We start from the raw sequence: 14,976 nt of genomic DNA, 5'->3' as shown, positions 1-14,976 counted from the left end.
CTCTTTGCCCTGTGCTAAAGGTCTGTACAGATAAAATTGGTTTAACCATTGCCGAGCAGCGCAACTACCACTGCAAACAACGACACAGATTCTACCAGCGCAGCAGCGATGATCATGTTGGTACGGATCTCATTGGCGGCTTCCGGTTGGCGGGCAATGCCCTCAACGGCGCCCTTACCGATCTGTCCGATACCGATACCTGCACCTATGGCTGCTAAACCTGCCCCTATTGCGGCAACACTTCCTACTACCATTTTTTAATATTTAAAAGTGAATAAAAAACAATTATAAAACCAGGTCCTGCTGATGGTGCTCTTCAATTGCCATTCCTATATACAATGCCGACAGCATCGCAAAAATAAAAGCCTGAATAAAGCCAACCAGCAGTTCAATAAGGCCAATAAAAACCGTAAAAGGAACAACTACCACAGAAGCCGACACCGCCTTAAAGATAAAAATGAGGGAAACCAGGCTCAGCACCAGTATATGGCCCGCTGTAATGTTGGCGAACAACCGGATAGTGAGTGAAATGGATTTTATGAAAACCCCCAGCACTTCAATAGGCATTAAAAATATTTTCAATGGTGTGGGAAGTCCCGGCATCCAGAAAATATGTCTCCAGTAATCTTTTTTCCCGTTCACGTTTGTAATAACAAAAGTGAACAGGGAAAGTACAAAAGTAAAAGCAATGTTCCCGCTCAGGTTGGCGCCTCCCGGAAAAAAAGGAACCAGCCCCAGTATATTATTGATCCATATAAAAAAGAATATGTTGAGCAGGAATGGCATGAACCGTTGCGTATGATGGCCAAGGCAGGGCCTGGCAACTTCATCTCTTATGAATATAATAACGGGTTCAATAAACGACTGGAATCCTTTCGGAGCGGATGTAACCCCGCTTTTTTTATATGCTCTTGCCACACCTGTGAACAGAACGATCAGCAGAGCAACAGAAATGAGCATAGAGGCTACGTTCTTGGTAATGGAAATGTCAAAAATCTTTTTGGAAGCTTCTGCATTTACACTGCCGTCTGCATTCATTATTTTGATCTTTCCTTCAACAAGTTTATAAGGATAGTTGCCATTGTATACTACCGGCTGATGATGCTCGTCTGACAATTTAGAAGAAGAAAATACCTCAAAGCCTTTATCTGTTTTTAAAATAACCGGCAGCGGTATGGAAGTGTGCCCCCATAAATGCCAGCTGTGATGATCGCGTATATGGTCTATAATGGTACCGGCAACATCAAGATCTTCCTCTTTTTCCTGACCCGGATTATGGGGCTGTTCTGTAACGCCGTTTCCGGCAATACTCTGTGAAAAAGATGTATTACAATAAAAGATAATACCTATACTGAAAACCGCTACCAATAAGGACTTTAGGCATTTTAAGAGCATGGTCACCTGAAATTTGCCGCAAAGATAGGAGTTGGGGAGGAGAAATTTAAGATTTGAAATTATAAGATTTGAAATTTATTTGGCTTTCGTTTTTGCTTTCGGCAGCTTTTGCCCGTACCGGCTTTTACCGGATAAAAGTCGTCTTTCGCCGGTAATACGTATGGTATTAGCCTATATAGGCTTGTAATAACATGCAGTGCGCTGTAGTTTTGTGGTAAAATAATATGATATGCGAAGCAGAAGAAGACATCATTGGGGAAACAGAAGACACTGTAATGAAAACAGAACAGGTACAGTTCTGGCAGGATTGTTTTTGCTATTGGTAGGTATTGCTGCCATCCTGCGCCAAACCATGTATGATTTTCCTTCATGGGTGCTTAGCTGGCCCATGATTTTAATAGCGGTTGGCATATTTATAGGCTTAAAACATGGTTTTCGCGGACCGGGCTGGATCATTTTAATTGGATTGGGTTGTATTTTCCTCGCCGATAAAGTTGTTCCGGGAGCCAACCTAAAACCTTTCATATGGCCGTTTGTTATTATTTCTATAGGACTGTTCATGATCTTTGGTGCCGGTTCCAGAAAGAAGTGGATGCGGGAAAGATGGGGATGGGAAGGAAATGATTTTGCGAAAGACCCCAATTTGCCCGAAGCCGAAGCTGACGCCGGGAATACTTCGTATAACATAAAAGATGAAGACGATTTTATAGATAGCACCGCCATACTGGGCAGCTCAAAAAAAGTGATCCTTTCCAAAAATTTTAAAGGGGGTGATATTACCAATTTTATGGGAGGTGCGGAGATCAACTGTTCCCAGGCCGAAATAACAGGCAGGGTTAAACTGGATATTACACAGGTCTTCGGGGGCACCAAGCTTATTGTACCCGCACACTGGACCATTAAATCAACCGTTACTTCCATTTTCGGCGGCTTTGAAGACAAAAGGGCCCCTTCCGGAATCAATACCGATCCAGATAAAGTACTTGTCCTTGATGGCACCACTATTTTTGGTGGGATAGAAATCAAAAGCTATTAACTGCAAAATTGAAATTTATGAACTGGTTTCTCGCAAAAATTGTATACCGTATTATTTGTGGTGAAGGAGATCATACAGCACAGTTTGATGAACAACTGAGATTGATCGTAGCATCCAATGATGAAGAAGCGTTTAAAAAAGCTTCCGCTATCGGAAAGCAGGAAGAAGACTGTTTTTATAATCAATCGGAAAAACTGGTGCAATGGAAATTTATCAATGTGGCTGAGTTACACAAAATAGCCGGGTTAATTGATGGGGCAGAATTGTATAGCAGGATTGAGGAAAAAGAAAACGGCGATTTGTATGCCGAGCTCGTCCATAAACGAGCCGCAAATTTACAATTGAACAGCTCCCGGCATTTTTTGCAGCCCTTATAAATCAGTGTTGTGCCAGCATCAGTATTGTCCATAACCAGGTATAAATTTTATTTTGCGGTATTCTGGATCATTTGGTCTGCCATACATGCGTGGGTATTGCAGGAATGGGGCTATGGTTTTGAGGCGTCGTGGCTTGATAGTGCCGTTTGCAATATACTCCTTGCCGGGATGTCGCTGCTTATCATAACCAGCCTCAGGTTTTACCTGCCGCGTAAAGAATCGTTTACCTATCTTTTTCTGATGTGTATCGGTTTTGCCCTGTTATGGCTGGGTTGTACAAAAGTGGTGCTGTCTTATGTTGCCGACCCGTTTACTGTGAGCACTTTTAGCGAGTCTGTGCCCATACGGCTTGCTATTGCAATGCTTGTTTCGGGATGTGTTACATTGATCAGTGTACTATGGTATACGCTCGAAGAACAAAAAGAACAGGAAAGGAGAAAAAATGAATCGGAGAAAATTGCCAGGGATGCGGAATTGTATAAGCTGCGCCAGCAGTTACAGCCTCACTTTCTTTTTAACAGCTTAAATTCCATCAGCGCTCTTGTGATCAGTAAGCCGGCCGAAGCGAGGAAAATGATCCAGCAGCTATCAGACTATTTGAGGAGCACCCTTAAAAAAGAAGAGCACATGTGGATAATACTTTCCGAGGAGCTTCAATACCTTGAACTGTATCTGGATATAGAAAAAGTAAGGTTTGGGCACCGGCTGGCAACCGACATCAGGAGCGGGGCTTCCGCATTATCTGCGCAATTGCCGGCTATGCTGCTTCAACCCATTGTTGAAAATGCCATTAAGTTTGGATTATACGATACCGTAGATGATATTACCATAAGCATAGATTGCGCTATGGAAAATCAAATGCTTGCAGTAACCGTAAAAAATCCTTTTGATCCCGAAATTTCGCAGCCCGGAAAGGGAACCGGCTTCGGGTTGCGTTCTGTACAGAGAAGATTATCACTCCTGTTCGCCAGGAATGACCTTCTCAATACTTCTACAACGGGAAATATTTTTATTACACAAATAAAAATCCCCCAGCAATGATCAAAGTGCTCATAATAGATGATGAACCATTGGCAAGAAGCATAGTAAAAGAATACCTGCATGACTATGCGCAGATTGAAGTGCTGGAAGAATGCCGCGATGGATTTGAGGGAGTGAAGGCGGTTATGCAGCACCAGCCCGATCTTATTTTCCTGGATATACAAATGCCGAAGATCAATGGATTTGAAATGCTGGAACTGATTGAAAGGCCGCCGGCTGTTATTTTTACAACTGCTTTTGATGAATATGCTATCCGTGCATTTGAAGCGCATGCAGCAGATTACCTGCTGAAGCCTTACAGTAAGGAGCGGTTCGATAAGGCGCTTCAGAAATGGTTGTCGCAGCAAACCGGCAGCACGGGTGCCGTATTTTCGCCTGCATTGCTGGAAACCGCCGCCCGAACGCCACTTCAGCAAAACCGTGTAGTGGTAAAGAGCAATGGCAAGATAAAAATTATACCCGTACACGATATACAATACTTTGAAGCTGCAGACGATTATGTAAAAATACATACAGCATCGGGCACGCACCTGAAAAATAAAACCATGCAATATTTTGAACAGTTGCTGGATGCCCGCCAGTTTGTGCGTACCCATCGTTCTTACATTGTTAACATACAACAGGTTACCCGGCTCGATCCCTACGAAAAAGAAAACTATGTTGCCGTATTGCATTCCGGACTGAAGGTGCCGGTAAGCAAAACAGGATACCTGAAACTGAAAATGGTGCTGGGATTGTAAAATATTTAAATGATTCAAAATGAAAGAAAGTATTCAACAAATCAATTTAACCAAACATACTCCCGTTGATATCAGGTTGTGGAGCGGCTCTTTTGAATTGTACACACATCCGGAACTTAGTGTTAAAATTGATGCCGGTGCCATCAGCAATATGGATATTGTTCCTGAACTGATGCTTAAAGACGGGCGTGTAACAATATCAAATCAGTTGTTCCCGGCAATATTGGCCAAAAGCGATACCATAAAAATAAAAATGTATGTGCCCGATGAAAGTGTTGTGAATTTCCGGCAGGTTACAGGTAGCCTCACGGTATCGGGATCATACAAAAAACTGAGAACGAAAAACTGGCTGGGCGATGTTTATGCTCATCTTGATAAGCTTTTTGTACGTGAAAAAGCAAACCTGGAAGTGATTTCCGGCGACATATATATTGACTCAGAGGATCAATCCTGTATACAATCAAGATCGGGGTATGAAAATTACCAGTTTTTTAAATTTTATAATGGCAGCAGCATAAAAGCGCATACGCATATAGGAGAAGTAAAGTGGAAGTTTTATCCGCAGAACGAGAGGTATTATTTCGCATAAATTTTTCAGAATATTTTGTGCAGCGCCAGCGTATCTGCTTAGTTTTTTTATCTTTAGCAAAAGATATGTAACCATGAAACGAATATTGCTGCCTGTTTGTGTCATAATGTTGTTTGTTGCATGCAATAGCCGTCCTGACAGCACTCCCGTTACAAAATCAAATATAGATTCCGCTCTCGCTGTAAAAACCAGGATCCCCGGCGAGCCCGATGCCACAAGAATGCTTGTTGGTGTATTTGAAGGCGTATTGCCATGTGCGGATTGCGCAGGCATAAAAACTGAATTAACATTATACCAGGATGTGGCTAATGCAGATAATAACAGTTATATTCTGAAAGAAACTTACCTGGGTGTAAACACCGGCGATACTACATTTACCAGCAAAGGCAGGTGGGATGTATTAAAAGGGATAAAAACAGATAAAGAAGCAGATGTGTTTTTCTTGAATTATGACAGGCCGGAAGAATCCAAATACTATTTGAAAGAAGACGAAGCAACCATTGTGATGCTGGATAAAGAGCAAAACAGGATACAATCCTCCTTAAATTATACATTGAAGAAAAAATAATCATCTTTCTCTCGGGGCTTACAATTAGGCATTAGGTGCCTGCAGACCTTGCTGTTTACACAATCTTCCTGTTGCATAACCGTTATGTGATAAATCATTCTATGAAAAAAGTAATTCTACTCTTTGCTATTGCTTTATCAACGCTTTATGTAAGCCAGGTTTACGCACAGAAAGACGGTAAACCTTTCAGTTTTGGTTTTGGTTTTGAAGGTGGTCCCCTGCTGGGCGACACCAATTTCAAAGAGGTTTTCAGCTCCGAATTCGGGCTCAGTTTGCGGTTCGCTTATAAAGCCGGGCCGGGATATGTAACCTTTACACCCGGGGCACTGCTGGTAATGCCCAAATCGGTTAGTGAAGAAGATATCAAAGTGGGCAGCCACATCCCGTTAAAACTCGGATACAAATACATTTTTGCCGGGAAGTTTTTTGTTATGGGAGAGGCGGGCTATGCGGCTTATACCTTTTACTCTGCCGATCCTTCCAGCGAAAGCGATGAAATCGTTAAAGAAAAAGACGGCGGTTTTACCTTCGCACCTTCCGTAGGCGTTAACCTGGGAAAATTTGAAGCGGGTATCCGTTATGAAGCTGCTCATCTCAAAGACTCAGATACTAAAATAGGTTTACTGGGACTTAGATTAGGGTTCAACTTTTAGTTGAAACATTAAAACATATTGTTCAATCAGAGAAGCTGTTGCCGGTTGGCAGCGGCTTTTAGTTTTTAATAACCAGGCATAACAATTAAAATATTTTTAAGACAATTGTCGTATATTAGAGTAATAAATGACGCTATATGAAACGAAAGAAGAAGAAGCCGGTAAAGGATAAACCCGAAGACTTTGAATCTAAGGTTGAGGAACCCTTAGCCGTATATGGGAACGTGCACATGTTGCCGGTTACGGACGGCTTTTCTTATAAAAAGTTTGAAAAGATAGCTGCGTTTGCTCCTTTCACGCAGAGGGAATGGGGGGCTATACTGCATCTTTCCGAAAAAACGCTTCAGCGGTACGCCAGGGACAATTCTTTTTTTGAAGGTATTTACGCCGATCGCATTTTACATATCGGCGAACTGATTGATTTGGGAAGGGAAACCTTTACGGATATGGATGCTTTTTACCGTTGGCTGAAGCGGGAAAAAAACATATTGGGTATTAAGCTCGGTTTTAGCGCGCTTACTTCTACAAAGGGTATACAGCTTTTAATTGAAGAAATGGATCGTATTCAACAGGGTATATTTATATGATTCTGTACAGGTTTACCTCGGAAAAATACAGTGCTGATATTTCAGGCGAAGGAGCGCGTCGTTATGGTGGCCGGTGGAACAGTAAAGGCAATGCGGTGTTATACTGTAGCTGCTCTGTTTCTTTGTCATTGCTTGAATTGTTTATTCATAAGGCCGGTTATGATGAAATAAAGGCGAATATATTAGTAACTATAGAAGTCCCGGATGTGCCATTAAAAGCATTGTCAAATGCCAGCCTGAAAAAAAGCTGGCAGCCAGATATTGAGTATTGCCGTTTTATAGGCGATTCCTGGTTAGCCTCCGGCGAATCGTTGTTGTTAAAATTGCCTTCCGCTATTATTCCCCAGGAATATAATATACTGATAAATCCTGCCCATCCTGATTTCAAAAGAGTAGCTGTAGCATCTGCTCTTTTTTTTGAATTTGATGCAAGGCTTTTTAAATGATATAGACAACCTAAAATACAAAAAACCGGACGGTAGCGTCCGGTTTAATAATTCTTTGATCAGAGGTGTGCTAGTGTATCGTTAAATGGGCTGCAATAACATTTCCTGGCTTTGGTGATTTTCATGTTTACTGGATGCTTGCAGGGTTCATAGAAATTGAAAGTTGGGAAAAATTTGTCTTTCTAAAGGATCAGGATTTTTAGGTTTGGTTCAGGGGATAGGATCAGCTATTCTATAAGTATTGAATTAAGGGTTTCTAAGGTCTTTCCGGGGATTGGGATTAAAAGCGTAGCAAGTTGACGATACAAAGATGATCAATGTTTCAGCCGTTGCATAACCTATTCGCCGGCCATAGGTTTTTCTTCGATTTTTATGCATTATGTTTCGATCAGCCGATCTTGCTTTGCAGCTATTTTGGGAAATGTGAAACGCGAGAAGTGAGACAGGGGCGGCCGGGGCCCTCGCTTTTCACTATACAGGCATCATCTATCCGGTTTACTATTATCATACGTCAACAAAAGAGGCTTTGCCTTCGTCTATCTGCATAAATCGTGTTATGCAATCCGGTATTTCTTCTTTATAATGACTTACATACAACAGGGTTGTATCAAACATCCGGCATATATCATCAATGATTCCACGGAATTGCTGAATATGCTCTTGGTCTAGCCCCTGGCAGGGTTCATCCAAAATCAGCAAGGGAGGATTTTTTACCAGTGCGCGGGCCAGCAAAACAAGTCGTTGCTCTCCTGCAGAAAGCAGCGACAGCAATTTATTTTCAACAGCTTTTAAATGAAATAGGGCAATCCACCGGTTTACCTGGCTGTGCTGCGCTGCTGTTAAAGTCCTGAACAAGCCGATAGAATCGAAAAGTCCGGATGCCACGGCCTCAAAACAGGTGGCCGTATAATCGAAATATAAATGCATTTCGGGCGATACATAGCCGATCTTTCTTTTAATGTCCCAAATGCTCTCGCCACTGCCCCTTCGCCTGTCGAACAGGTAAATTTCATTGGCGTAGGCTTTCGTATTGTCTCCGGTTATTAAGCTCAGTAATGTGGATTTACCGGCGCCGTTGGGCCCCGATACACTCCAGTGCTCCCCTTTTTTTACCTCCCAGCTGATGTTTCTTAAAATGCTCCTGTTGCCATACTGCACATTTACATTTACCATTTTTACAGCATATTCAAAATTGTTTTCCAGGGGTTGATGTAATGTTTGTAAAATGGTTTGATCAATACGAAAGCCTGCAGGATACATATGTTTACCGGTGCTGAAATCTTTTTTTGGAAGCGATGCTACCAGTTTCCCGTTTTCTATTATAGCAATATGTGTTATACTATCCGGTATTTCGGTGGCGGATGTGATTAATATTATTTTTATGCCCGCATTGTTCAAAGTGTTAATGACACCGTTAAGCATTGACCTGCCTTCTGTATCAAGTCCAACAAAAGGATTATCCAGTATCAGCAGTTGAGGTTCGCTGAGTATTGCCATAGCAATTTGAAGCCGTTTGTTTTCGCCGTTTGATAATTGTATCAATGGTTCCTGCAGAATATGTTCTATATGCACCAGTGAGGGCAGATCCGCTAAGGCAATTCCTGAGGTGAGCGTTGCATGCGGACGATTGCCTATATCCAGTTTTTCAGCAACCGTGATGGTGTTTTCTGCGTCTGATGCATTGTACCGCTGCTGGTAATAAAAGTCGGACGTGCCGGAAAGATTCTTAAAACGATGCTGTTGCTCAACTACGGCAATATACGGTCGTCTGGCTGTTTGACCGTTAAAAATAATGCTGCCCGAATAATAATGTCGGCCCGCGAGCGTATGTGCCAGAATTGTTTTTCCGCTACCCGATGGACCTGTTATAGCCCATTGCTCATTGTTTTGTATGGTAAGATCAACATGGTCAATTATCTTCCTGCCGTTGAGTTGAACCGTTAACTGGTTAAGTTGTAAAAAAGGAAAAGCCATTCTGTTGTCTGGTTGATCGTAAGTTTTTGGGTTGCAGGGTGCAGGTTACAGGGTTACAAGTTGCAGGTTGCAAGTTGTGCAGGTTGCAGGGGGTGCGCCTCACTATTCACCCTTCACAATTCACCATTCACTATTTCACCACCTCCCCTTAATCGTCATCCTCATAATATGCATCTTCATTATTATAGTACGATGATTCCCATTCTTTCACTGCTTTGTCATCAAGCAGTTCAATGATCTCAAAAATAGGATCCGATTTTCGTTTCCATTCTGTTATTTCGGTTTCACCATACCGCGTTATGAACAGGCAATGATCGGATTCGAGCATTATCCTGATAAGGACAATAGGCGCACCTTCTTTTTCCTCAATAAGATAATAACATTCTTTTTCCAGCAAAGCATACGAATACATAACATTTCAAATTTTAAATCTGATCAATGCAGAATTAATGGGTATGTTAGAAATACTAATGAGGTTGCAGTAGCCAGAAAATAATGGTGTTAGAAGAACCGGTCTGTCATTTGGATGTTCGAGGTTCATAGGATACTGACCAGTTCACTTGCACAAATTTACAGGAAATACACTTCACCAAAAACCTAAAATGGCTTGTTGGTCAGGATTTCCCGTGAAATTAATTTTAACTGTGTAAATGAGGACAGTTAAACATTATAAAAATATTTATATATTATAGTTTGTTTAATAATTTTTCATGATCCGGCATAAGATTAAGGAAAGTTTTAAGGTGATCCGTATATTTCGGTTTATTCGGTTTAAAGCAAAAAGCCCGTTTTTTTAAGTTTTTTTGTTCTTTTCTTGTTTATTAACCCGTAATCTGTCAGATAAAAATTTTACAGCTGAAGTTGCGGTTATCAAAATCGGTTTCATAAACCGCCTCATACATCTGCGGAGACGTATAAATCCATCCCATCAGGCTCCGTTTCCTTTTTTTCGGGTTTCGGTACTCTCTGCCCGGGAAATAATTTAATGCGCCTGCCGCCAAAATGATGCAATCAATGGCTACAGCAAGCGCTTTCCTTTAGAATAATGGAACATCATGCGCGGGAGACTGATCTGTAATTTTAGGATGAAAGCAAAATGCATAAAATGAAAATAATAATTTTTATGGTGAGGAAGTCCGATTTTTGCTGTTCGGGCATGTATCACCATTTATAAAATCGCAGCAATGGTCAAGGCAGCAGAAGCTTTTATTTTTGATTTGAACGGCACTATGATAGATGATATGGCTTTTCATGTAAAAGCCTGGTATCACTTGCTGAATGATGAACTTGGAGCAGGGCTAAGTGAGGAGCAGGTAAAAGTTCAGATGTACGGCAAGAATAGCGAAGTAATGGACCGCATATTTGGGAAAGGTCATTTTTCAGTGGAAGAGGCAGACCGCTTATCGCTTGAAAAAGAAAAAAGGTACCAGTCGGCCTACCTGCCGCATTTAAAGCTTATTGAAGGGCTGGACGGTTTTCTTGAAACCGCACGCCAAAGGCATATCCCTATGGCGATAGGTTCAGCGGCTATACCATTTAATATTGATTTTGTTTTAGATAATCTTCACCTCCGGAAATATTTTTCTGCTATAGTAAGTGCAAATGACGTAAAACGAAGCAAGCCGGATCCGGAAACCTATTTAAAGGCGGCCGACCTGTTGCAAACAGCGCCTCAAGATTGTCTTGTATTCGAGGATGCCCCAAAAGGGGTGGAAGCTGCATTGAATGCAGGCATGCAGGCTGTAGTGCTTACTACTATGCACCACAAAGATGAGTTTGTGCAATACCCCAATGTTGTTCTGTTTACAGAAAAGTATTCAAATGCGTTGATCCAAAAGCTGGCAAAAGCGCAATCGTTTTGATCGGATTGTCAACGTAAATGTTGCAGTTTTTTTCGATTCATCATCGGCAAAAAAGGCACCAAAAATAAAATTTCAAAAACATTCTTGCTGGTTTTTTGCCACTGCCCCCACACTTCAGCATCTTTTCTCTCTTTGCCGTTACGAAATACTGATGGTTAAGCCTTATGCCATTGTTAAAGCGTTTGTGCCCCGGTTTTAATATAATAATTTGTACTTTAGAACTTTCCTCAGTAAACTTTTCATCAACCAATATGAAGTCAAAACAAAAAAACTCAAGGCGCCTGTTCCTGAAAAACTCAATAGGTGCCTTAGCGGCATTTACCATTGTTCCCAGGCATGTATTAGGCGGCACCGGTTACCTGGCACCCAGCGATACACTTACAAAAGCTGTTGTAGGCGTGGGAGGCATGGGCCGCGGGCATTTTGCATATGCAGGCACAAAAACGGTGGCTGTGTGCGATGTAGATACACGGCACATTCAACTGGCCTTAGATGCGCTGGATGGCGGCAAGGGTGTAAAGACCTTCAGGGATTACCGCGAGCTGATCACCCTGCCTGAGGTAGACATTGTGCATATTGCCACGCCTCCGCACTGGCATGGTATTATTGCTGCCGATGCGGCACGCGCCGGCAAAGACATCTGGTGCGAAAAGCCCATGACGCGTACCATCGGAGAAGGCAAACGACTGGTGGAAGCCGTGCAGCAGCATGGCCGCATATTTCGTTTGAATACCTGGTTCCGCTTTTCAGATAATTTTTACGGAATGGGAACTACAGTAAAGCCCATTAAAAAATTAGTGGAAAGCGGGTTGCTGGGTTGGCCATTAAAAGTTACCATAAGCAGGCATACCGGTTTCGACTGGAAATTTTACTGGGTTGGCAAAACGCACCTGGAGCCGGAGCCTATACCAAAAGAGCTGGATTACGACAGGTGGCTCGGTCCTGCCCCATATAAACCTTACAATCCGCATCGCGTGCATACTACTTTCCGCGGTTACTGGGATTATGACGGGGGCGGACTGGGTGATATGGGGCAGCACTATATAGATCCTGTTCAGTATTTTCTGGGCAAAGACGATACAAGCCCGGCGCTGGTAGAGGTAGATGCCCCGCAACAGCACGATGATGCAGTGGGCACCTGGCGCAAAATAAGCTATACTTATGAAGACGGATGCCAGATCATTCTTGACGGAGCCGGCACCGAAGAAAATGCCGCCTATATCGAAGGTCCAAAAGGAAAGCTATACCCGGGGTTCCGCTCAGATATTCCCGATCTGGAAAGGAAGCTGGCAGCATTTCCTGATCCGTTGCCGCAGGTAACCGATTTTGTGGATGCCGTGAAGAATAGAAAAAAATTCGCGTTGAATGAATCCAACGGACATCGTTCTGCAACTATAGTGAATTTGGGTAAAATTGCCCTCCAGTTGGGTCGTTCCCTGAAATATGACCCGGTAAAGCAGGCGTTTATAAATGATGAAGGGGCGAATCGCCTGCTCAATCCGCCTTTGCGTGAACCCTGGTTTATGTAAAAAGGAGGTATTAAAATATTAAACAAAGACAATTTTCACTTACATGCGACAAACAATAATCACATTTCTTTTTTTTCTCGGTATGCTGCATACGGCTGCTGCGCAAACCGATGATAACCGCACGGTTACTACTAAAATCGCCGACCTGCTGGCAAAAATCCCTGCAGAAGATCCAACAGAATTAAAGGCCAATACTCAGGCCGTAGCCAGTTTGGGAGAAGATGGCTTAACAGAATTGGTTACCCGTTTAAATACCCCGGGTGACCATACCAGACTCCACTATGCTATTAACGGGTTTTCATTTTCTGCCAGTGAGCCGGGCAAAGAAAACTGGCGCCGGATGGCAGTTAAAGCATACGGGGCGGCGCTTCCAAAACTATCCGATAAAGAAGCGAAACTGTTCATCATTGCTCAGCTGGAACATGTGGGCAAGGATGATGCGGTAGCTTACCTGCAAGTTTACCTGCAGGATGAAAGGCTTTCCGATGCGGCAGCAAGGGCTTTAGCCAATATCAATACCGAAGCTTCCAAAAATGCCTTATTGCAGGCATTGCCCGAAGCCACGGGTAATGCCCGGTTGTCGCTTGTTCAGGCGCTGGGCGACACCCGGTACAGCGTTGCGGTGCAACCGGTTTCGGCCCTGGTTAAAAGCAATGATCCCAACCTGGTCAAAGTGTCTTTATATACCCTGGCCAGCATCGGCGATCCTTCCTCATTAAAGGTGCTGAAAGGCGCGGCTGCCAAAAGCGGCTACAGCTATGACATAACAGATGCCACCGCCTCCTATTTATTATATCTTGATCAATTAAGAGCCAATGGGCATACCGGGGAAGCCGAAAAAGCAGCAAAAAAATTATTGAAAAAGGCTTCAGATCAGGTACATACCCGCACAGCAGCTCTACAGTTATTAACGGATATTCAGGGCGGAAACAGCATGGAACTGTTAACCAAAGCCATGAAAGACAAAAATGGCGAGTACCGTGCCGCTGCGTTGAAATATGCTCTTCCCTACCTTAATGAAACCAACTCGGCACAGTGGATAAAGACTTTTAATAGATCCGATTATGCCGCTCAGGCCGGAATACTTAAAATGTTTGGCGATAAAGCAATGTCCACGGCTTTACCGCTTGCCCTTCAATCATTGCAAAGCAGCGATCCGGGTGTTCGCCTGGCGGCCATAACGGCTGCAGCTAAAATTGGTGGGCAGGAAACCTCACCGGCTTTGCTGAATATACTGAAGAATGGCGATGCTGTAGAAATAGAGGCCGTACAAACGGCACTTTTATCTGTAAAAGGAGATAAGCTGGTACCTGATGTAAGTGAAGCGCTGGCAACTGCATCACCGGCCGGGAAAGCAGCATTAATAGAAATATTAGGAGAAAGAGGGGCCCGGGGGAAAATAAAGGAAGTATTGTCTTTCGTTAACAGCTCCGATGCCATAGTGAGCAAGTCGGCCCGCCAGGCTTTGAAAAAGATGGTCTCGCCGGTTCAGCTTCCCCAGTTGACATCGTTGCTGCTGTCGGCCAAAAGTGCCGGCGATATTGCCGATATGCAGGAATTGCTGGTTTCCGCGTTAAGCTACATAAAAAATCCAGAACAGGCAGGCAGCGTTGTTTTAGCCCGGGAAAGAAAGGCTCCGGCAGAAAAAAAACCACTTTTTTACAATGTATTGGCCGGTATTGGCGGCAAAAAAGGACTGAGCACCGTGGTCAACGCCTTTACCGGGGGCAATGCCCAAACCAAAGCAGCTGTTATTGCGGCACTCTCCAACTGGAAGGGTGGGCTGGCTACCACGCAGCTATACCAGATCCTGCAACAGGAAGGCAAAGGGGCTGTGGCGCCTGAAGCTGTAGACGGCTTTATAAAACAGATCAGCATTTCCAAAAATACAGGAGCTCAAAAACTCATTTTGCTGCGCAATGCCATGGATTTTGCCCGCAATGTGGATCAAAAAAAGGATATTTTGAACGAAGTGGGAAAATGCAAAACATTTCCTGCATTGTTATACGCCGGGAACTTTTTAGATGACCCTGCCTTGCAGCGGGAGGCCGGGTCGGCGGTGATGGACATTGCTTTGGACGACAAATCCATTTATGGGGATAATGTAAGACACTTGCTGGAAAAGACCATAGCGGTGCTGGGAAGCGGCAATGAAAGCCAGTATTTAAAGGAAGCCCTT

The 14,976-nt window shown here is 43.3% G+C and carries 16 protein-coding genes; 12 read left to right on the top strand and 4 right to left on the bottom strand.

Annotated features, from left to right (window positions below; genetic code table 11):
- Positions 1-41 precede the first annotated feature (41 nt).
- Positions 42-254, bottom strand: coding sequence for an ATP synthase F0 subunit C (atpE, locus tag PLH26_RS05690; protein WP_324585030.1), 213 nt, complete (start codon positions 252-254; stop codon positions 42-44).
- Positions 255-285: 31 nt separating this feature from the next.
- The gene (atpB, locus tag PLH26_RS05685) at positions 286-1,395 is read right to left on the bottom strand and encodes a F0F1 ATP synthase subunit A (protein WP_324585029.1); all 1,110 of its coding nucleotides are present in this window, start codon (positions 1,393-1,395) and stop codon (positions 286-288) included.
- A 229-nt stretch (positions 1,396-1,624) separates the two neighbouring features.
- On the opposite strand from atpB, the gene PLH26_RS05680 reads away from it, so the two are divergent.
- From PLH26_RS05680 to PLH26_RS05640, 9 genes are all read left to right on the top strand, one after another.
- Positions 1,625-2,431 carry a LiaF transmembrane domain-containing protein gene (locus PLH26_RS05680; protein ID WP_324585028.1) on the top strand — a complete coding sequence of 269 codons (807 nt, stop codon included), beginning with the start codon at positions 1,625-1,627 and terminating at the stop codon, positions 2,429-2,431.
- A gap of 17 nt (positions 2,432-2,448) precedes the next feature.
- Entirely contained in the window at positions 2,449-2,808 is a 360-nt protein-coding gene (locus PLH26_RS05675) for a DUF4288 domain-containing protein (RefSeq protein WP_324585027.1), read from the top strand.
- Between the two features lie 9 nt (positions 2,809-2,817).
- Positions 2,818-3,849, top strand: coding sequence for a sensor histidine kinase (locus tag PLH26_RS05670; protein ID WP_324585026.1), 1,032 nt, complete (start codon positions 2,818-2,820; stop codon positions 3,847-3,849).
- The gene (locus PLH26_RS05665; protein WP_324585025.1) at positions 3,846-4,589 is read left to right on the top strand and encodes a LytR/AlgR family response regulator transcription factor; all 744 of its coding nucleotides are present in this window, start codon (positions 3,846-3,848) and stop codon (positions 4,587-4,589) included. The genes PLH26_RS05670 and PLH26_RS05665 overlap by 4 nt, the downstream gene beginning before the upstream one ends.
- 19 nt (positions 4,590-4,608) lie before the next feature.
- Positions 4,609-5,178: a DUF4097 family beta strand repeat-containing protein gene (locus PLH26_RS05660; protein WP_324585024.1), complete on the top strand. Its 570-nt coding sequence runs from the start codon at positions 4,609-4,611 to the stop codon at positions 5,176-5,178.
- Between the two features lie 73 nt (positions 5,179-5,251).
- A complete protein-coding gene (locus tag PLH26_RS05655) occupies positions 5,252-5,746 on the top strand; it encodes a copper resistance protein NlpE (protein WP_324585023.1) in 495 nt (164 codons plus the stop codon).
- Positions 5,747-5,847: 101 nt separating this feature from the next.
- Complete coding sequence (locus PLH26_RS05650; protein WP_324585022.1) at positions 5,848-6,399, top strand: hypothetical protein; 552 nt, start codon at positions 5,848-5,850, stop codon at positions 6,397-6,399.
- Between the two features lie 137 nt (positions 6,400-6,536).
- A complete protein-coding gene (parS, locus tag PLH26_RS05645) occupies positions 6,537-6,986 on the top strand; it encodes a type II RES/Xre toxin-antitoxin system antitoxin (RefSeq protein WP_324585021.1) in 450 nt (149 codons plus the stop codon).
- Entirely contained in the window at positions 6,983-7,432 is a 450-nt protein-coding gene (locus PLH26_RS05640; protein ID WP_324585020.1) for an RES family NAD+ phosphorylase, read from the top strand. Before parS ends, PLH26_RS05640 begins: the two co-directional genes overlap by 4 nt.
- 504 nt (positions 7,433-7,936) lie before the next feature.
- On the opposite strand, the gene PLH26_RS05635 is transcribed toward PLH26_RS05640, so the two are convergent.
- Together PLH26_RS05635 and PLH26_RS05630 are read right to left on the bottom strand one after the other, a co-directional pair.
- Positions 7,937-9,406, bottom strand: coding sequence for an ATP-binding cassette domain-containing protein (locus PLH26_RS05635; RefSeq protein ID WP_324585019.1), 1,470 nt, complete (start codon positions 9,404-9,406; stop codon positions 7,937-7,939).
- Positions 9,407-9,554: 148 nt separating this feature from the next.
- A complete protein-coding gene (locus PLH26_RS05630; RefSeq protein ID WP_324585018.1) occupies positions 9,555-9,818 on the bottom strand; it encodes a hypothetical protein in 264 nt (87 codons plus the stop codon).
- 772 nt (positions 9,819-10,590) lie between these two features.
- Here PLH26_RS05630 and PLH26_RS05625 point away from each other — a divergent pair.
- From PLH26_RS05625 to PLH26_RS05615, 3 genes are all read left to right on the top strand, one after another.
- A complete protein-coding gene (locus tag PLH26_RS05625; RefSeq protein WP_324585017.1) occupies positions 10,591-11,268 on the top strand; it encodes an HAD family hydrolase in 678 nt (225 codons plus the stop codon).
- A gap of 251 nt (positions 11,269-11,519) precedes the next feature.
- Positions 11,520-12,797, top strand: a complete 1,278-nt coding sequence (locus tag PLH26_RS05620; protein ID WP_324585016.1) for a Gfo/Idh/MocA family oxidoreductase — start codon at positions 11,520-11,522, stop codon at positions 12,795-12,797.
- A gap of 43 nt (positions 12,798-12,840) precedes the next feature.
- Positions 12,841-14,976 (top strand): HEAT repeat domain-containing protein (locus tag PLH26_RS05615; protein ID WP_324585015.1); only part of this gene is annotated, 2,136 nt, incomplete at its 3' end.

The sequence above is a fragment of the Agriterribacter sp. genome (assembly GCF_035444585.1).
Classification (GTDB): Bacteria; Bacteroidota; Bacteroidia; order Chitinophagales; family Chitinophagaceae; genus Agriterribacter.
This window is presented reverse-complemented; position numbering and strand designations above follow the sequence as displayed.